The organism is Pseudolabrys taiwanensis (genome assembly GCF_003367395.1).
In the GTDB taxonomy this organism is placed as follows: Bacteria; Pseudomonadota; Alphaproteobacteria; order Rhizobiales; family Xanthobacteraceae; genus Pseudolabrys; species Pseudolabrys taiwanensis.
On record NZ_CP031417.1, the window covers coordinates 1218771 to 1237014 of the forward strand.

Sequence of the window (18244 nt, forward strand, 5' to 3'; positions counted from 1 at the left end):
TTCGTGACGACAACAGGAGAAACCCTCAGATGCAGATCACACTCCGCCAGCGTCTTCTCGGTCTCGTGGCCGGCGCCGCCTCCGCCATCGCGACCGTCGCCGCGCCGGCTCACGCCCAGACGAGTCTGCTCGTCGCGGAGCCGGTACACAGCACCGGCTATCTGCCGCTTTACGTCGCCATCCGCAAAGGCTTCTTCAAGGAAGACGGCCTCGACGTGAAAGTCGCAACCCTGCAAGGCGGAGCCGCGCACACCAACGCCGTGCTCAGCAAGCAGGCTTTCGCCTTCATCGGCGGCCCCGAGCATGATGCCTTCGCCAAGCTCAAGGGCGCCGAGCTGCGCGCCGTGGTCAATGTCGTCGATCGCGGCAATGTCTATCTCGTCGCCAAGAAGGGCTTGCAGCCGGCGAGCGGCCAGTCGCTCGCCGATTTCATCAAGGGCAAGACGATCGCCGTCAGCTTCTTTGGCGGTACGCCGAATTCGATCACCCGCTTTCTGCTGGCGAAATGGAACCTCACGCCGGGCAAGGACGTGACCTTGAAGGAAATGGCCAATGGCGCGGAAGTCGCCGCGGTGAAAGCCGGCGCCGGCGAGATCGGCGTCACCACCGAGCCGATGCTGACGCGCGGCGTGGTCGAGGGCATCTGGGAAGAGCCGATCTACAACGTCCCGAAGGAACTCGGGCCCTACGCATATTCGACGTTGAACGTGCGGCTGGATTCGATTCAGAATGAGCCGAAGGTCGTCGCGGCCTTCGTCAAGAATGTGATCAAGGGGCTCGCGTTCACCTACGCGCACCACGACGAAGCGGTGGCGATCGCCAAGCAGGAGTTCCCGACGATGGCGGCCGAGGATCTCAGGGCGACGCTCAACCGGTCCTTCGCCGACAGCATCTGGAGCAAGGACGGCATGGTCGAGCCCGAAGCCTGGACGACCGCGCAGAGTGTCGTGCGCAACGCCGGCCTGCTCAAGCAGGATGTCGCCTTCGACGACATCATCGATATGCAGTTCGTCAAGGCGATGAAGCAGGCGAACAAGTAATGCGGAAATTGGAAGTCAACGTTGGAAGGGAGATGCCGTGATGTCGGAGCCGATCTGGAACCAGTTTCTCACCGAACGCGACAAGGCCGTCTTCGAGGCGTCCGGTTACGGCACGCGGGGCGGCTTCGGCAAACGTCCGGCGCTGCTCGTGATCGACGTGAACTACGCCTTTTGCGGCGACAAACCCGAGCCGATCCTGGAATCGATCAAGCGCTGGCGCAATTCCTGCGGCGAGGAAAGCTGGCCGGCGGTGGCATCGATCAAGTCGCTCATCGACAAGGCGCACGGCAAAGGCATTCCGGTCATCTACACGACCGGCGTGCGCCGCGAGGACAACTGGGACTCCGGCTCGTGGAGCTGGAAGAACAAGCGCTCGAGCGAGCGGCCGCAGGTGCCGATGAGCAATCTCGACGGCAACCAGATCGTCGACGAGATCGCGCCGGCGCCGCAGGACATCGTCATCTACAAGCAGAAGCCGTCCGGCTTCTTCGGCACCAACATGGCGAGCTACCTGACGCTGCTCGGCTGCGACAGCGTCATCGTCACCGGCACGACGACGTCGGGCTGCGTGCGCGCCACGGTGCTCGACGCCTTCAGCCTGAACTACCGCATCGCGGTGGCCGAGGAAGGCTGCTTCGACCGCTCGCAGGCCAGCCACGCGATCAATCTCTGCGACATGAACGCCAAATACGCCGATGTCGTGAAGACGGCCGAGGTGCTATCGTTCTTCGAGATCTTGCCGTCGGACATGTACGACCTGCCCAAGGGCACGGCGCCGCGGCTCGCGACCGCCGCCAACGGTTAAACGACTTAAGGAAATCGCCATGACGGACACTTCAAAGCCCCGCATCTGGGACGCCTTCCTCACCGAGCGCGACAAGAAGGTCTTCGCCGCCTCGGGCTACGGCACGCACGCCGGCTACGGCAAGCGTCCGGCGCTTCTCGTGATCGACGTCAGCTATGGCTTCGCCGGCGACAGACCGGAGCCGATCCTGGAGTCGATCAAGCGCTGGGCCAATTCCTGCGGTGAAGAAAGCTGGGACGCGATCGCCAAGATCCGGGACCTGATCGACGTCTTCCACGACCGCAAGATGCCGGTGATCTTCACGACCGGCGTCGTGCGCGCCGACAACTGGGATGCCGGCAGTTGGTCGTGGAAGAACAACCGGACCGCCGAATCCGCGCCGCGCCCGCAGCAGAACCTCGATGCCAACGCGATCGTCTCCGCCATCGCGCCGGCGCAGCAGGATCTCGTGGTGCTCAAGCAGAAGCCGTCGGGCTTCTTCGGCAGCAACCTCGCGAGCTACCTGACCCTGCTCGGCTGCGACAGCGTCATCGTCACCGGCACGACGACGTCGGGCTGCGTGCGCGCCACGGTGCTCGACGCCTTCAGCCTGAACTACCGCGTCGCCGTGGCCGAGGACGGCTGCTTCGATCGTTCGCAGGCGAGCCACGCCATCAACTTGTGCGACATGCACGCCAAGTACGCCGACGTGGTGCCGGCAGCGGATATCGTCGCGCACATCAAGGCGCAGCCGGACGACCTGTTCCCCAACCTGCCGGCCGCCGGCAAGCAGTCGGACGGTCCGAACCTGCGTCTGGTCTCCGGCGCGTAAGGATCGGCGGCAAACATCGGGGCGGCGCGGATGCGCGCCGCCTCAGCCCGCTCCGAACGCGACCGCCACGTGATAGGTGGCGAAGGCCGCGAGATAGGCGAGCGCGAGCATGTAGAAGAAGGTGACCCACATCCACTTCCAGCTCGCGGTCTCGCGCTTGATCACCGCCAGGGTCGAGGCGCATTGCGGCGCGAACACGTACCAGGCGAGCATCGCCAGCGCCGTCGCCAACGTCCACTTGTTCGCCAGCGCCTGCCCGATCTGCTCGGCGGCTTCCTTGCCGCCTTCGATCGAATAGACGGTGCCGAGCGCGGCGACCGCGACTTCACGCGCCGCCATGCCGGGGATCAGCGCCACGGCAATCTGCCAGTTGAAGCCGATCGGCGCGAGCAGCGGCTCGATCGCATGGCCAATGATGGACGCCAGACTGTAGTCGATGGCCGGATCGGTCGCGCCGGCCGGCGGCCGCGGGAACGAGGCCAGGAACCAGATCAGCACCATCATCGAGAAGATCGTGGTGCCGGCGCGCGTCAGGAACATCTTGGCGCGCATATACAGGCCCATCACCACGCTGCGCGGCCGCGGCAGCTTGTAGTCGGGCAGCTCGAGCATGAAGGGCGGCGTCGGATCGTCGCGCCAGAACACGAACTTGGCGATCGCCGACACGGCGAGCGCGCTGACGATGCCCGCCGCGTAAAGCCCGAACATGACGAGGCCCTGCAGGCCGAAGAAGCCGAGCACCGGCTTGTTCGGAATGAAGGCAGCGATGATCAGCGTGTAGACCGGAATGCGCGCCGAACAGGTCATCAGCGGCGCCACCAGGATGGTGGTCAGCCGGTCGCGCGGATTGTCGATGACGCGCGTCGCCATGATGCCCGGAATGGCGCAGGCAAAGCTCGACAGCAGCGGGATGAAAGCGCGGCCGTGCAGGCCGGCGCCGCCCATGATGCGGTCCATGAGGAACGCGGCCCGCGCCATGTAGCCGAGATCTTCCAAGAGCAGGATGAACAGGAACAGGATCAGGATCTGCGGCAGAAAGACGAGAACGCTGCCGACGCCCGATATGACGCCGTCCTTGAGGAAGCTCTGCAGCAGGCCGTCGGGCACGTAAGCCTGCACCAAGCCGCCCAATCCATCGAAGCCGGCTTCGATCAGATCCATCAGCGGCTGGGCCCAGGTGAACACCGCCTGGAACATCACGAACAGCAGCACCAGCAGGAAGATCAGCCCGAACACCGGATGCAGCAGCACGGCATCGAGCCGCGTCGTCAGCGTGTCCGGCTTGGCCGGATGCTTCACCGCGAGCTTGATGATGCGGTCGGCCTCGCGCTGGCCGGCCCGCAGGTCGCCGGTGGTCGGCGCATGCCAGTTCGGGTCGGACGACGGCTGCAGGCCTTCGAGCGAGGCGATAGCATCGAGCCGCGACAACAGATCCTCGGTGCCGCCGCGCCGCACCGCGGCCGCGGTGACCACCGGCACGCCGAGCTCGCGCGACAACAGGTCGGTGTCGATCTCGACGCCGCGCCGTTTGGCGATGTCGATCATGTTGAGCACGAGCAGCAGCGGCCGCCCCACCCGCTTGAGCTCGAGGATCAGGCGCAGCGACAGGCGCAGATTGGTGGCGTCGGCGACGCAGAGCAGCAGGTCGGGCGCCTCTTCCGCCTTGAAGCGGCCGAGCACGACGTCGCGCGTCACTTCTTCGTCGGGCGAGCGGGCGCGCAACGAATAGGTGCCGGGCAGATCGACGATGTTGACGCTGCGGCCCGACGGCGTCGTCAGCGCGCCGGTCTTACGCTCGACCGTGACGCCGGGATAATTGGCAACCTTCTGCCGGCTGCCCGTCAGTGCGTTGAAGAGAGCGGTCTTCCCGCTGTTCGGCGTTCCGATGAGGGCGAAACGTCGAATGCCCGTACCGGCAACGACAGCAGTCATGTTTTATCCGATCACACTACCCGGATCGCCATCGCTTCACGGCGGCGCAGCGCCACGGTGGCGTTGTTGACGCGCACGGCAATGGGGTCGCGTCCGATGGCGCCCTCATGCAGGATTTCGATATGCGCGCCTTCGGTGAAGCCAAGCTCGATCAGACGGCGCTCGAGTTCGTCCACCGCCAGGCCCGACGCATTGTCGGTCACCACGATCGCTTCGATATGGCCGCGAAACCCGCGTGGCGCCTGGCCCAGCAGAAAGATTTCGGACGGCGTGGCGTGGTCACCGTTGCAGGACATCGGTCTGATCTTTCGCGAAACGATGTCTTTATTTGCGTCTGCGCCCCCGCGCCGTCAAGTAAATACAAATAAATCAATAACTTAGAATGATTATAAAGAGACCAGCGGCGAGCGAGTAGGCTGGCCGCCGGTCCAAATGGTGAGCGTCGCGCGGGCCTTAGGCCGAGGCGGCGACCTCGGCCGCGAAGTTGCGATAGGAATGCAGCGGCCGGCCCAGCATCTTCGTCAGACGCTCAACGTCGCCCGGCTCCGGGATCATGCCGTCACTCACATACCGCTCGGCCATCAGGCGCATCTCATAGGCCATCCACTTTGGCATGAAGGTCGCCAGATTCTGCTCGAACGCGCCGGGATCGTCACCGCCATAGACGACCGCACGGCCCAGGACAGCGGTCCAAACGGCGGCCACCGCCGGACCCGTCAGAGTGTCCGGCCCGACCAGATTGATCGTCTCGAGCGGCAGCTTGGCCGGCGCCTGGTCGCGGCGGATCAGTTCGAGCGCGGCGACCTCGGCGATGTCACGGGCATCGACCATGGCCACGCCTTTGCTGCCGATCGGCATCGGATAGACGCCGTGATTGACGATGACGTCTTTGATCATGAGTTCGTTGTCGATGAAGTAGGTCGGACGCAGGATCGTGGCGCTGAAGCCCATCTGCTCGATCATCCGCTCGGCGCCCGACTTCACCGCGAAATGCGGCACATTCACGAAGCGATCGGCGTGGATCACGGAGAGATAGACGACGCGCTCGATGCCCGCCTCGCGAGCGACGTTCAGGGCGACGAGGGCCTGGGTGAATTCATCGCCCGCCACCGCATTGAGCAAAAACAGCGTCTTCACGCCGGCGAAGGCGGCCCGCAGCGCGTCGATGTCGAGCAGCTCGCCTGTCGCGATTTCAACGCCGGCCGGAAAGTCGGCCTTCGCCGGATCGCGGACGAGGACGCGTACGGCGGCGCCGCGCGTGACGAGTTGCTGGACGACTTTGCGGCCGACACGGCCGGTGGCGCCGGTAACGAGGATGGTCATGGGATCACTCCGGGGTTGGGGTCAAAAGACATCCCGTAAATTGCCGATCCAAATTCGGTCCGATAGACGGTATATTTGGACAGACCGTCTCACTAGTGGAACACTATGGATCTCCTGGCTCTCGCCGATTTCAATCTCGTCGCGCGGCACGGCGGGTTCGGAAGCGCGGCCCGCGCCGCCGGCCGCCCCAAAGCGACCCTGTCCCGACGGGTGGCGGAGCTGGAGGCCGCACTCGACCTGCGGCTGTTCGAGCGCGGCGCCCGCGCGCTGAAGCTTACCGAGGAAGGCCGCGCCCTATTTGCGCGGACGGCGGCACTGCTGACCGAGCTCGACGAGACGGCCGCCGCGATCGCCTCCGGCGGCGACAAACCCCGCGGCACCTTGCGCATCAGCGCGCCTCTGCTGTTCTCGCAGACAGCGATGGGCAAACTCGCTGCCGCCTTCGCGCTGAAATATCCCGAGGTGCGGCTCGAGATCACGACCGAGGACCGGGCGGTCGACCTGATCGAAGAAGGCTACGATCTGGCCATTCGCGTTAATCCGGCGCCCGACCAAAGCCTGGTCGGCCGCATCTTCCTGCGCGATCGGCTCGTCGTCGTCGCGAGCCCCGCCCTGACGCGGCCAACGGACAATCAAACTGTTCCGGCTGTCGTGCGCGGAACCGGCGATCGCAGTGCAAGCTGGGATATCGTGTCGCCGGCGGGACGACTGCGTATCGCCGTCGATCCCGTCCTTCGCCTGTCATCGCTGGTCATGGTCCGCGATGCCGCGCGCGCGGGCGTCGGCGCCGCGCGACTTCCGATCTCGTTGGTCGGTCGCGATCTTGCCGCGGGCACGCTGGTGCATTGGGGCGATGTCGAAGGACCGGAGATCGCGCTGTGGACGCTCTATCCGTCGCGGCGGCTGCTGAACGCGCGCGTCTCAGCCTTCCTGGACCATTTGAAGGCGGCCTTTCCCAAAGGCCATCCGGACGAACTCGCGGCCTATATCGACGCGTAAGGTATCTCGCAGGCCATGCGAGCGGCGTGGCGCGCGACGCCTTACGACGCCTTCGCCAGCAGCCGGTCGCGAATGACCGACAATTCCTTCTGCAGCCGGCCGAGCTGCTCCGGCGAGGCGCCCAGCGCATCGAGCACGCATTCGGGGATTGCGGCCGCCTTGGCACGCAGCGCCCGCCCCTCCTTGGTCAGGCAGATGCGCACCTGCCGTTCGTCCTCGGTGTCGCGCGCCCGCTTGACGTAGCCGAGCGCCTCGAGCCGCTTCAGCATCGGCGTCAGCGTGTTCGACTCGAGAAACAGCGACTGCCCGATCTCCTTGACCGTCTGTTCGTCCTTCGACCACAGCGCAACCATCGTCAGATATTGCGGATAGGTCAGGCCGAGTTTGTCGAGCACCGGCCGGTAGAACTGATTGAAGGCGTGACCGACCGAATAGATCGAAAAGCATAGGAATTCATCGAGATCGAGATGATCCTGCGGCTTCGCTTTAGACCGAACCGCCATACCTATCCTCCACACCTTCGCGTTTCCCGTTTTATGACGAAAATATAAATCGCGCACGCTTAAATCGCAAGCGCTTGACTCGGCCGGGGCATCGCCTTTTATATCGTGCACGATTAGATCGCCTGCGATCTAATCGTCGGGCACTTCCGCCCTGAAGGAGCGCCGTATGGCCCAGGACCCGCAAGCTCGCACCTCCCTGACCCGCCGCGACGCCCTCGTTGCCGGCAGCGCACTCGCTGCCTCGCTCGCCCTACCGGCAACGGTCGACGCCGCACCGACCTCCCACCCGCAGACCAACCATGGAGCACCTCTGATGACTTCGATCACCACCAAGGACGGAACCAAGATCGCTTACAAAGACTGGGGCAAAGGCCAGCCGATCCTGTTCTCGCACGGTTGGCCTTTGGCCGGCGACGCGTGGGACGCGCAGATGCTGTTCTTCGGTCAGAACGGCTATCGCGTCATCGCTCACGACCGCCGCGGTCACGGCGCGTCGGATCAGCCGTGGAACGGCAACAACATGGATCAGTACGCGGACGATCTCGCCGAACTGATCGAGAAGCTCGAGCTGAAAAATGTCGTGCTGATCGGCCATTCGACCGGTGGTGGTGAAGTCGTCCACTACATCGGCCGCCACGGCACCAGCCGCGTTGCCAAGGTCGTGCTCGTCGGCGCTGTCCCGCCGCTGATGCTCAAGACCGCGAACAACCCCGAAGGCACGCCGCTCGAGGTCTTCGACTCGATCCGCAAGGGCACGGCGACCAACCGCTCGCAGTTCTTCAAAGACCTGACGATGCCCTTCTACGGCTTCAACCGTCCGGGCGCGAAGATCAGCGAAGGTCTGCGTGAGAGCTTCTGGCTGATGGGCATGGCCGGCAGCATCAAGGGCGAATACGACTGCGTCCACGAGTTCTCGGAAGTCGACTACACCGAGGACCTCAAGAAGATCGACAAGCCGACGCTCGTCATCCACGGCAGCGACGACCAGATCGTGCCGATCGCGGCGTCAGCCGAGAAGAGCGCGAAGATCGTCAAGGGCGCGGAGCTGAAGATCTACGAGGGCGCGCCGCACGGCCTCGCCCAGGTCGACCCCGACAAGTTCAACGCCGACGTCCTCAAGTTCATCAAGGCTTGATCGAAGCCGACGCGGAGGCGTTGCAAGCGCCTCCGCGTTTCTATCGATGCGTCCGACGGCGATAACGGCTCAAACACGATTTCGTGTTCGCTCGCAGAATCGCACGGCCACTCGCAATGAAAACAGTTGTGGATGTCTAAAGAAATTTTTGGCGGAACTCACAAATGACAAGTTCCAAAGTTCCATCGCGCGCCCGCTGTAAAGGACTCATTAAGTAACTCAAATCCAAATCAATTCGGATGACGTGAGTGACCGAAAAGCTACAGCATTTTGTCGGGACTTGCGTATTAGTGTGGCACCGCGACGGTTCGAGACGAACCGTCCTTGTCTGAACTTCCGGAGAATTTCCATGCGTTCTTTCACTGCACTTGGCGCCGCTGTCGCCGTGCTGGGCTTCGCCACCGCCGCTTCCGCGGCCGACCTCCCGCGTCGTGAGGCGATGCCTGCCAAGGCTCCGATGTATGCGCCGCTCTACAACTGGACCGGCCTCTATGTCGGCGTGAACCTCGGCGGCGGCTGGTCCGATGCCAACTCGAACTTCGGCAAGGCCAGCGGCGTCGTCGGCGGCGGCCAGATCGGTTACAACTGGCAGGCTGCTGGCAGCCCGTTCGTGCTCGGCCTCGAAGCCGATATCCAGGGCACCTCGATCAAGAACAGCGCCGACCTCGGCGGCGGCATCACCGGCGACGCGAAGGTTCCGGCCTTCGGCACCGTGCGCGCCCGCCTCGGCTACGCCTGGGATCGCTTCATGGTGTACGGCACCGGCGGTTTCGCTTACAGCGACACCAAGGTTTCGCTCACCGGCCCGGGCGGCTCGATCTCGTCCGATAAGTGGGGTTCGGGTTGGACCGTCGGCGGCGGCGTGGAATGGGCCTTCGCGGGTCCGTGGAGCGTCAAGGCCGAGTACCTGTACGTCAACGCCAAGAGCGTCGACCTCAACTTCGGTGGCGTCAACGTCTCGACCGGCGACTATCACTACAACGTCGCCCGCCTCGGCCTGAACTATCGCTTCTAAGCCGAAGCCACTTTCGTAATGTGGGAAAGGCCGGCCTCGCGCCGGCCTTTTTCTTTTGCGGTTCCGTTGTTCGTTTGCGGTTCCGTTGGCGGCGCGCCGCTCACCACTTGGCGCGGAAGCCGACCGTGCCCTTGTACGCGTAGTTGTCGCCCGCATTGGCGAGGCTGGTGTTGAACGACACTTCGCCATAGACGGCGTACTTGTCGCCCGCCCAGCGATAATTGCCACCGACGCCGACACCGCCCCACAAGCGATCCGTGGCGCTGGCGAACTTCGTGCCCGCGACATCCACGACCGCGCCGTTCAGGAACTCATAATAGAGATTGGCGATGCCGTAGATGTCCGAGCGCGTCGTTCGGCCGTCGCCGCCCTGCCCGACGCGTTGATGATCGAGCGACAGACCGGCGCGCCCCAACAAGCTCCTGGCACGGTCATTCGACACATGCGCGCCGAATCGATCGTTGAAGCCGTCGAAGTTGACCGACGAATAGGTCAGTTGCGCCTGCGGCGTCAGCGAGAAGGCGCCGCCGATCGGCACGCGCCGGCCACCTTCGGCGCCGACCGCGTAGCCGTAGCCCCACTTGTTGCCCGCCACGGTGCCGGCGAGATCGGATGACAGATCGGACTTGTACCAGGTCACCTGCGACTGACCGTCGACATAGAAGCCGTTGTCGCCGAACCAGGTCAGCGAGCCGCCGATGCCGGCGCCTTCGACGTTGATCTTGCCGTTGCCGTAGAACGACTTGATGTCGGACGTCAGCGTCGTGTAGTGCGCCGAGATGCCGAAGATCAGTTGGCCGAAGCGGTTGGCAAAGGCGAGGCCGTCGAAACCGCTTTGCAGCTTCATCTGATCTGCGGTGTAGCTCGAGCCCGTCGTGTTCGACGGCGTCATCTTGGTGTGCTGGCCTTCGACACGCGCCCACACCGGCGATGGCGCCTGGACGCGCGTCGGCGCGGCAACATCGCCCGCACCGCTGTAGCGGTCGCCGATGCGCTGGCGAAAGGTCGACAGGCCGTTCATGCCGAGCAGGATCTGGCCGTAGGATTCATAGAGCGGCACGCCAGGCTGATAGAGCGGACCGGCCGGCGCAGCGGCTGGCGGATTGACCAGGCTCGAGCGCAGATACCAATCGCCATCGGCCGGCGTCGAGACGCCGTTCTTCTGCAGCGTATAAGCATAGGCGCCACCGACCACGGCCTGCTGGCCTTGGATCACGTAGTCACCCTGAAGCGCAAAGGTGCCGTTCGAGGCGCCGCCGACATCGACGATCTTGATGCCTTCGGTGGTCTGCGCACCCGTGCCGCCTACGTTCGTCACACGTACAAACGTGCTGCCCGCCGTGTTGCCGGTGACGACCAGCTTGTCGGTCGGCGACGCATCGCCGCCAAGGACCGACTCGATCTGCAGCGTGCCGCCATTGCCGGTGTAGTTGCCGGCGATGGTCAGCGTGCCGATCGAGTTGCCCGGCGCGATGACGCCGGCATTGGTCGTATCGCCGACCGTGCCGATGCCTTGCAGCCGGCCGCCGGACAGCACGCTCATCGGGCCGCCGAGAATGCCGTTGATCGCCAGCGTGCCGCCCTGAACGAGCGTCGATCCGCCAAACGCCGAATTATCACCGCTCAGGATCTCCTTGCCGCCGGCGATCGTCAGCACGCCGGTGCCGTTGAATGTGCCGGCGAACGTATCGTTGGCGTTGGTGATCGTCAGATTCTTGGCGCCCATGGTGACGACGCCGCTGCCGCTCAGGCTCTGAATGTCGGTGCCGGCTGCCGTCAGCGGTGAAATATCGAAAGTGCCGTTGGCGGTCACGCCGCTCGAGGCCGCGATCGAGCTGTTGGCGCGCAGCGCCAGCGTGCCCTGATCGATCACAGTCCGGCCCGTATAGGAGTTGCTTGTCGTCAGGTTGAGGATGCCGGTCCCTGTCTTGGTCAATGCGCCGACGCCGCTGAGTTCGCGCAAGGCGGACACCGTGAAGCCGACGCTGTCGAGCGTCAGCCCGCCCGCCGCGATGTTGAGCGTGCCGGGGCCGGTGCCGATCCACACGCCGCTGCTACGTGTCGCGCGGTAGGTGGCGTTGTCGAAGTTGACTTGGGAGCCCGCGCCCACGCTCAGGCTCTGCGATGCGATCGTGGCATTGCTGACGTTGAGCGTGCCGACGCCGCCGGTGTTGCCGAGCGACATGCCGCCGCTGGCGGTGACGGTAGCGCCGTCCTCGACGTTCAGGATTCCCCGTCCGGTGCCGCCGATGCTGAGCGCGAGGCCGGTGGCCGTCCATTGCGATCCGGCGCCGGTCACCGTCACCGTGCCGGTGCCGCCGCCGCCACCGATGCGGAAGCTTCCAAGGCTCGTAAGCGTGCTGCCGTTCTGAATGGTGAGACTGCCGGCCGATGTCTCGCCGACGTATAGATTGCCGGTCGAACCGCTTGCGGCGCCGCCGATGCCGAGCACTGCCGGATTGACCGAGTCGACGGTCACCGCGGTCGGGCTGGTCGGCACCGTGCCGCCTGACCAGTTGGCGCCGTTGGTCCAGTCGCTGCTGGTATTGCCGTTCCACGCTTGCGCCGACGCCGACCCGGCGGAGAGCGCCGTGAGCACCGCGATCGAAGCGCTCGTTAGAAGGCGTTGGCGGTCGACGATGATTGGCGCAGGGGGAGATCGTCGTGTGCGGACTTTCGATTGTTGAGGGATGTCGACGGTGCTTGCGGCAGGCGACCCGGCTTCCGGCATTCCCATTCCAATCTATTCCCAACGACTGCACCAACAGCCTATCGATCCTGGTGCACTAACACCTTACGGGATTACCGCGAATTTTCACTATTTCCGTGCGTGGAACTCACCGGTTCCGTCGCTGCCGGCGGCACGGTGTTGCGGCGCGATTCCCCACTTGTCCCCAGCACCGAAATAGCGCGCATGGCGGGCTGGCGAAGCGTCACGGTTCTTCCTATGTTCCGCTCTCAGACTGATCGCCTTTGCCGCGCCGGCCATTGCCGGGCGGCGGCCTTTTGCTCCGCCGGCTCAACCCCTTACAGCGACTGACGTCTTCATGAACGACCTGTTCGACAAGAACGCCAAAGCGGCGAAAGCCGCCCGCGACGCCCGCGCCATCACCATCCGCGGCGCCCGGGAGCACAATCTCAAGAACGTCGATGTGACGATCCCGCGCGATCAGCTGGTGGTGTTCACCGGCCTGTCGGGTTCCGGCAAGTCGTCGCTCGCCTTCGACACCATCTATGCCGAGGGCCAGCGCCGTTACGTCGAGTCGCTGTCGGCCTACGCGCGGCAGTTCCTCGAGATGATGCAGAAGCCGGACGTCGACCAGATCGACGGCCTGTCGCCCGCCATCTCCATCGAGCAGAAGACGACGTCGAAGAATCCGCGCTCGACCGTCGGCACCGTCACCGAGATCTACGACTACATGCGCCTGTTGTGGGCGCGCGTCGGCACGCCCTACTCGCCGGCGACCGGCCTGCCGATCGAAAGCCAGACCGTGTCGCAGATGGTCGACCGCGTGCTCGCTTTGCCGGAAGGCACGCGCATCTATGTGCTGGCGCCGGTCGTGCGCGGCCGCAAGGGCGAGTACAAGAAGGAACTCGCCGAGTTCATGCGCAAGGGCTATCAGCGCGTGAAGATCGACGGCGCCTTCCATGAAATTCAGGAGGTGAAGCCGCTCGACAAGAAGTTCACCCACGACATCGACGTGGTGGTGGACCGCCTGGTCGTGCGCGGCGATATCGGCGCGCGGCTCGCGGATTCGCTCGAGCAGTGCCTCAAGCTCGCCGACGGCCTCGCCGTGGTCGAGCTTGCCGACTCCAAGGCGAGCGGCGCGGCCGCCAACCGCGGCCGCAACGCCAATGCCGAGCGGCTGATCTTCTCCGAGAAGTTCGCCTGCCCCGTTTCCGGCTTCACCATTCCGGAGATCGAGCCGCGGCTGTTCTCGTTCAACAACCCGTTCGGCGCCTGCCCGGAATGCGGCGGCCTCGGCCTCGAGCAGCACATCGACGCCGACCTCGTCATTCCCGACAAGGACGCCAAGGTCGGCAAAGGCGCCATCGCGCCGTGGTCGAAGTCGTCGTCGCCTTATTACACGCAGACCTTGGAAGCGCTCGGCAAGCACTACAAGTTCACGCTCGACACCAAGTGGAAGGACCTCGGCAAGAAGACGCAGGAGGCGATCCTCTACGGTTCGGGCGACGACGAGATCAAGTTCGTCTACGACGACGGCATGCGCGGCTACACCACCAAGAAGCCGTTCGAGGGCGTCATCACCAATCTCGAACGCCGCTTCAAGGAAACCGAGAGCGAGTGGGCGCGCGAGGAGCTGCAGAAGTACTTCACCGACGTGCCGTGCAAGATGTGCCACGGCGCGCGCCTCAAGCCCGAGGCGTTGTGCGTCAAGATCGCCGGCAAGAACATCGCCGAGATCTCGGACCTGTCGATCCGCAAGGCGGGCGAATGGGTCGGCGAACTGCCGAAGACGCTGACCGCCAAGCAGATGGAAATCGCGACGCGCATCCTCAAGGAGATCCGCGACCGCCTGAAATTCCTGGTCGACGTCGGCCTCGATTATCTCACCCTCGCCCGCGCCTCCGGCACCTTGTCCGGCGGCGAGAGCCAGCGCATTCGCCTCGCCTCGCAGATCGGCTCCGGCCTCACCGGCGTTCTGTATGTGCTCGACGAGCCGTCGATCGGCCTGCACCAGCGCGACAACGCCATGCTGCTCGAAACCCTCAAGCGCCTGCGCGACCTCGGCAACACCGTCATCGTCGTCGAGCACGACGAGGACGCGATCCGCGAGGCCGATTACGTGCTCGACATCGGCCCCGGCGCCGGCATCCATGGCGGCCACGTCATCGCCGCCGGCAAGGTGCCGGACCTCATCGCCGCGCCGAAATCATGGACCGGCAAATATCTCTCCGGCGAGCTCGGCGTGCCGGTGCCCGACCGGCGCAAGCCCGATCCGCGCCGCATGATCAAGGTCGTCAACGCCCGCGGCAACAACCTCAAGAACGTCACCGCCGAGATCCCGCTCGGCCTGTTCACGACCGTCACCGGCGTCTCCGGCGGCGGCAAGTCGACGCTGCTGATCGACACGCTCTACAATTCGGTCGCGCGCAAGCTCAACGGCGCCTCGCTCGCCCCCGCCCCGCACGACAAGATCGAGGGCCTCGAGCACATCGACAAGATCATCGACATCGACCAGTCGCCGATCGGCCGCACGCCGCGCTCGAACCCCGCGACCTATACCGGCGCCTTCACGCCGATCCGCGAATGGTTCGCGGCGCTGCCCGAAGCCAAGGCGCGCGGCTACGAGCCCGGGCGCTTCTCCTTCAACGTCAAGGGCGGCCGCTGCGAGGCCTGCCAGGGCGACGGCGTCATCAAGATCGAGATGCACTTCCTGCCCGACGTCTACGTCACCTGCGACGTCTGCAAGGGCAAGCGCTACAACCGCGAGACGCTCGACGTCCTGTTCAAGGGCAAGTCGATCGCCGACGTGCTCGACATGACGGTGGAAGAAGCGCTCGAGTTCTTCAAGGCGGTGCCGCGCGTGCGCGACGTGCTGGCGCTGCTGCACCGCGTCGGCCTCGACTACATCCATGTCGGCCAGCAGGCGACGACGCTCTCCGGCGGCGAGGCGCAGCGCGTCAAGCTCGCCAAGGAGCTGTCAAAGCGCGCGACCGGCCGCACGTTGTACATTCTCGACGAGCCGACGACCGGTCTTCACTTTCACGACGTGGCGAAGCTGCTTGAGGTGCTGCACGAGCTCACCGACCAGGGCAACACCGTGGTGGTGATCGAGCACAATCTCGAAGTGATCAAGACCGCCGACTGGGTGATCGACCTCGGGCCCGAAGGCGGCGACGGCGGCGGCGAGATCGTCGCGGCCGGCACGCCCGAGGACATCGTCAAGGCGAAGCGCAGCTATACCGGACAGTTCTTGAAGCCGGTGCTGGAGCGAAAAATCGTGGGGAAGCGGAAGAAGGGGATGGAAGCAGCGGAGTAGTGTCGTATAATTTCTGCAACCACGACTCCTAATGTGAGGTCGCCATGAACTTCTTACATTATGACTTGAATTTGGGATCGGGCGAAGTTGTTGAAGTTACATTGGACAAGCAAGCGAATGTCCTTCTCTTGGATGACACCAATTTCTCGAATTACAAACGCGGGCTTCGCCATAGTTATTTCGGTGGATTAGCAAAGCGATCACCAGTGCGGCTTGCGCCGCCACGGCCTGGCCATTGGCATCTCGTTATAGATTTAGGAGGCTACGCAGGCTCAGTAAGTGCCTCAGTTCAGACGCACCGAGCCGCTTAATGGCAAGTCAAGATCAATCTGGTTTTTTGCCCGCTGTGCGACGAGGCCGGATTGAGCGTTTAGATATCTATGAAATATCCGAAACCGAGCTACAAATATTGGAACGGGGTTCGCCAGAATCGCTCTTTCTAAACTTTGCAATTTTTCTGCTTTCAATCGCAATAAGTTTCCTAGTCACGCTCCTAACAACCGAAATTCAATCTTCGAGAACATTTATTGTTTTTGTCGTCGTAGCAGTTTTAGGTTTTATTATTGGTCTCGTCCTTTTGGCCCTTTGGGCTTGGCATCGACATTCGACCGCGCTCATATTCGAACAAATTCGAAGACGAATGCCGCCGGAAGGCGTTCCAACAGTTGAGATCGACGGGCGCTAAAGCGGGTTAGTGAGTTTGCCTTCTGTCGCTCGTCTTGAATTCGGTGGGTCTCTCCTTTGACAGCATTATCGACTTCGAAATAACCGCTTCATGGACTTGCTGAGACCTGCACCGAGAGCATCAGCTATTGCGGCGGCGGAGCCCACAACAATAACACCGCCGGGCACCGTAACGAATAGAAGAACGGAATGCTCTGGCGCGACACTCCAGCCCATGTACGTGCCGATCCAGACTGGGAGGTTAGTGGAATTGAGCAGTCCCTTAAGGGTAAGGTGGATAGGTGGCGAGCGCTCGATAACGATAGGCTGCGCAAGAAGGTAATCGACGATCTCAGAATTTTTGAGCGAACGCTCAGGTCGGGAAAATTCGAACTCTTCTGCGTCCATTAAAAAAAGATCCAGGCAGTCCCGAAAAAAATCTTCTGTAAGCGGCTGCTCGCCGCGCGACCCTGGTAGATGCCGGAAGATTTTTAGATTGTTGATTTCTCCAAGCGTTGTCGTGTCGCCGCCAAACCATGCCACTCCGATTCCTGGCTCAGGCTCTTCTCCTCGACCGCGCGGGCGGTGGAATGATCGCTCTCCCTTTACTTCAGAAGTGTCGAAATACATCCATGTCGTTACAACCCGCATTTGACATGCCCCCAGCTTCTGAAATGCCATTAATTCGTATATTGGATGGCAAGCCTTTATTACGCGTCCTGCTAACCCGCTCTAATGTCCATAAATGCAGGAGCCCGGCATGGTGACCGGGCTCCGTGGATAATAACCGTCTGATGGGCGTCCGACCATTATCCTGGCCTCAGGCCATCTAAGTATCCCTTTAGCGGGATGAGCTTCTTTGAGTCCCACGTTTTGAGAGTGCTCCTACCTACCCATCTAGGTTTTCGTCCCGGGAGCCGTGGTTATCCTTCACTCATGAAGGTTTTCGGGCGCACCCAAAAGCTTGGTCAAGGCAGACCTCCTCAAGGTTGCCAGAGAATCTTACACAACTTTTCTTTACCCGACGACATCAAACGAAGTGAGGCGGCAGGTTGCCCACAAGCCCATAGGGCAAATTGGAGGCTTGGCTGGCCCCATCGGCTTTTCCACTTACTCCCCCAAAACCTCCTCCACAAACCCATCCGGATCGCGCCAGAACTCCCGCAGCGTCCGGAAATGCTCCGTGTCCCGCACGCGGACCGGCGCGAGGCCGGCGGGCGTCAATTCCAAAAGCCGCGCCTTCGGATAAGCCATCAGCAGCGGCGCATGCGTCGCCATGATCACCTGGCAGATGCCCGAGCGCTCCATCGCGCGCAGCAGCTTCAAGAACTCGATCTGCCGTGACGGCGACAACGCCGATTCCGGCTCGTCGAAGATGAAGATGCCCTGGCGTTGGCAGCGCTCCTGAAAGAAGCGCAGGAAGCCTTCGCCGTGCGAGTGCGACAGGAAGTCGGGAGGCGGGCCGCTCAACGGCTCGCGCGCCGCTTCGTCGAGATAGCGCGCCACGGTGAAGAAGCTCTCGGCGCGGAAGAACCAGCCATTGGTGATCTTCGGCAGCCAGCTTGCGCGCAGCGCCTTCGACAACGCGCCGCCCATCTTCTCCAGCGCCTGCGAATGGTCGATCGGCCGATAGCCCTTGCCGCCGCCCGCCTCATCGTATCCGGCGAGCGCGGCAATGCCTTCGAGCAGCGTCGATTTGCCGGTGCCGTTCTCGCCGACGATGATGGTGATGGCATGATCGAAATCGAGCTCGAAGCCGTCGCGCAGGAACGGCAGGCAGAACGGATAGGCCTCCTTCTCGCTCACCCGCTCGGGTTCGAGCCAGACGCGCTTGAGATACGGCGCCGGCAGTTTGACGGTGCGAGCCTTCCACGCCACGACGATGTCCTTTGCGAGTCAACAGCGCGATTGTAGCCCGGATGGAGCGCAGCGAAATCGGGGTCGGTATGAACTCAGCCCCTCATGCTGAGGAGCGCTGCGAAGCAGCGCGTCTCGATGCATGAGGCCGCCCAT

General features: G+C 63.4%; 16 protein-coding genes. 9 read left to right on the forward strand and 7 right to left on the reverse strand.

The features are described from left to right. The first annotated feature begins 29 nt into the window (after positions 1–29). Genes DW352_RS05825 through DW352_RS05835 form a run of 3 tightly spaced genes read left to right on the forward strand, consistent with a single transcriptional unit; the run spans position 30 to position 2656 of the window. Positions 30–1040: an ABC transporter substrate-binding protein gene (locus DW352_RS05825; RefSeq protein WP_115689375.1), complete on the forward strand. Its 1011-nt coding sequence runs from the start codon at positions 30–32 to the stop codon at positions 1038–1040. A 40-nt stretch (positions 1041–1080) separates the two neighbouring features. Then, on the forward strand, positions 1081–1845 hold the full coding sequence (locus tag DW352_RS05830) for an isochorismatase family protein (RefSeq protein WP_115689377.1): 765 nt from the start codon (positions 1081–1083) through the stop codon (positions 1843–1845). Between the two features lie 19 nt (positions 1846–1864). Beyond that, entirely contained in the window at positions 1865–2656 is a 792-nt protein-coding gene (locus tag DW352_RS05835; protein ID WP_115689379.1) for a cysteine hydrolase family protein, read from the forward strand. A 42-nt stretch (positions 2657–2698) separates the two neighbouring features. Here DW352_RS05835 and feoB read toward each other — a convergent pair whose 3' ends face one another. The 3 genes from feoB to DW352_RS05850 all read right to left on the reverse strand — a co-directional run bounded on the left by feoB (position 2699) and on the right by DW352_RS05850 (position 5911). After that, positions 2699–4588, reverse strand: coding sequence for a ferrous iron transporter B (gene feoB, locus DW352_RS05840; RefSeq protein ID WP_115689381.1), 1890 nt, complete (start codon positions 4586–4588; stop codon positions 2699–2701). An 11-nt stretch (positions 4589–4599) separates the two neighbouring features. Next, complete coding sequence (locus DW352_RS05845) at positions 4600–4884, reverse strand: FeoA family protein (RefSeq protein WP_115689383.1); 285 nt, start codon at positions 4882–4884, stop codon at positions 4600–4602. 157 nt (positions 4885–5041) lie between these two features. Then, complete coding sequence (locus DW352_RS05850) at positions 5042–5911, reverse strand: SDR family oxidoreductase (protein WP_115689385.1); 870 nt, start codon at positions 5909–5911, stop codon at positions 5042–5044. A 105-nt stretch (positions 5912–6016) separates the two neighbouring features. On the opposite strand from DW352_RS05850, the gene DW352_RS05855 reads away from it, so the two are divergent. Continuing rightward, entirely contained in the window at positions 6017–6910 is an 894-nt protein-coding gene (locus DW352_RS05855; protein ID WP_115689387.1) for a LysR family transcriptional regulator, read from the forward strand. Positions 6911–6951: 41 nt separating this feature from the next. Here the strand turns inward: DW352_RS05855 and DW352_RS05860 are convergent, their stop codons facing one another. Then, positions 6952–7413 carry a MarR family winged helix-turn-helix transcriptional regulator gene (locus DW352_RS05860; RefSeq protein ID WP_115689389.1) on the reverse strand — a complete coding sequence of 154 codons (462 nt, stop codon included), beginning with the start codon at positions 7411–7413 and terminating at the stop codon, positions 6952–6954. Between the two features lie 313 nt (positions 7414–7726). Between DW352_RS05860 and DW352_RS05865 the strand changes: the two genes are divergently transcribed. Further along, positions 7727–8548: an alpha/beta fold hydrolase gene (locus DW352_RS05865; RefSeq protein ID WP_115689391.1), complete on the forward strand. Its 822-nt coding sequence runs from the start codon at positions 7727–7729 to the stop codon at positions 8546–8548. A gap of 349 nt (positions 8549–8897) precedes the next feature. Next, positions 8898–9563 carry an outer membrane protein gene (locus tag DW352_RS05870; RefSeq protein ID WP_115689393.1) on the forward strand — a complete coding sequence of 222 codons (666 nt, stop codon included), beginning with the start codon at positions 8898–8900 and terminating at the stop codon, positions 9561–9563. A 100-nt stretch (positions 9564–9663) separates the two neighbouring features. Here the strand turns inward: DW352_RS05870 and DW352_RS05875 are convergent, their stop codons facing one another. Then, positions 9664–12162 carry an autotransporter family protein gene (locus tag DW352_RS05875; protein ID WP_245434335.1) on the reverse strand — a complete coding sequence of 833 codons (2499 nt, stop codon included), beginning with the start codon at positions 12160–12162 and terminating at the stop codon, positions 9664–9666. Positions 12163–12610: 448 nt separating this feature from the next. Between DW352_RS05875 and uvrA the strand changes: the two genes are divergently transcribed. The 3 genes from uvrA to DW352_RS26710 are packed head-to-tail and all read left to right on the forward strand — an operon-like array spanning position 12611 to position 16253. After that, entirely contained in the window at positions 12611–15568 is a 2958-nt protein-coding gene (uvrA, locus tag DW352_RS05880; RefSeq protein ID WP_115689397.1) for an excinuclease ABC subunit UvrA, read from the forward strand. 44 nt (positions 15569–15612) lie between these two features. Beyond that, positions 15613–15879, forward strand: a complete 267-nt coding sequence (locus tag DW352_RS27615; protein WP_115689399.1) for a DUF1883 domain-containing protein — start codon at positions 15613–15615, stop codon at positions 15877–15879. Beyond that, the gene (locus DW352_RS26710; protein WP_162826807.1) at positions 15879–16253 is read left to right on the forward strand and encodes a hypothetical protein; all 375 of its coding nucleotides are present in this window, start codon (positions 15879–15881) and stop codon (positions 16251–16253) included. The genes DW352_RS27615 and DW352_RS26710 overlap by 1 nt, the downstream gene beginning before the upstream one ends. A 65-nt stretch (positions 16254–16318) precedes the next feature. On the opposite strand, the gene DW352_RS26715 is transcribed toward DW352_RS26710, so the two are convergent. After that, positions 16319–16861 (reverse strand): hypothetical protein, encoded by a 543-nt coding sequence (locus DW352_RS26715; protein ID WP_162826808.1) that lies wholly within the window; start codon positions 16859–16861, stop codon positions 16319–16321. Between the two features lie 480 nt (positions 16862–17341). After that, complete coding sequence (locus DW352_RS05895; RefSeq protein ID WP_115689403.1) at positions 17342–18109, reverse strand: AAA family ATPase; 768 nt, start codon at positions 18107–18109, stop codon at positions 17342–17344. Between the last annotated feature and the right edge of the window lie 135 nt (positions 18110–18244).

Excerpts from the sequence above, each read along its gene's own strand:
- DW352_RS05825 (WP_115689375.1), top strand. The coding sequence starts at position 30 with ATGCAGATCACACTCCGCCAGCGTCTTCTCGGTCTCGTGGCCGGCGCC.
- DW352_RS05830 (WP_115689377.1), top strand. The coding sequence starts at position 1,081 with ATGTCGGAGCCGATCTGGAACCAGTTTCTCACCGAACGCGACAAGGCC.
- DW352_RS05835 (WP_115689379.1), top strand. The coding sequence starts at position 1,865 with ATGACGGACACTTCAAAGCCCCGCATCTGGGACGCCTTCCTCACCGAG.
- feoB (WP_115689381.1), bottom strand. The coding sequence starts at position 4,588 with ATGACTGCTGTCGTTGCCGGTACGGGCATTCGACGTTTCGCCCTCATC.
- DW352_RS05845 (WP_115689383.1), bottom strand. The coding sequence starts at position 4,884 with ATGTCCTGCAACGGTGACCACGCCACGCCGTCCGAAATCTTTCTGCTG.
- DW352_RS05850 (WP_115689385.1), bottom strand. The coding sequence starts at position 5,911 with ATGACCATCCTCGTTACCGGCGCCACCGGCCGTGTCGGCCGCAAAGTC.
- DW352_RS05855 (WP_115689387.1), top strand. The coding sequence starts at position 6,017 with ATGGATCTCCTGGCTCTCGCCGATTTCAATCTCGTCGCGCGGCACGGC.
- DW352_RS05860 (WP_115689389.1), bottom strand. The coding sequence starts at position 7,413 with ATGGCGGTTCGGTCTAAAGCGAAGCCGCAGGATCATCTCGATCTCGAT.
- DW352_RS05865 (WP_115689391.1), top strand. The coding sequence starts at position 7,727 with ATGACTTCGATCACCACCAAGGACGGAACCAAGATCGCTTACAAAGAC.
- DW352_RS05870 (WP_115689393.1), top strand. The coding sequence starts at position 8,898 with ATGCGTTCTTTCACTGCACTTGGCGCCGCTGTCGCCGTGCTGGGCTTC.
- uvrA (WP_115689397.1), top strand. The coding sequence starts at position 12,611 with ATGAACGACCTGTTCGACAAGAACGCCAAAGCGGCGAAAGCCGCCCGC.
- DW352_RS27615 (WP_115689399.1), top strand. The coding sequence starts at position 15,613 with ATGAACTTCTTACATTATGACTTGAATTTGGGATCGGGCGAAGTTGTT.
- DW352_RS26710 (WP_162826807.1), top strand. The coding sequence starts at position 15,879 with ATGGCAAGTCAAGATCAATCTGGTTTTTTGCCCGCTGTGCGACGAGGC.
- DW352_RS26715 (WP_162826808.1), bottom strand. The coding sequence starts at position 16,861 with ATGTATTTCGACACTTCTGAAGTAAAGGGAGAGCGATCATTCCACCGC.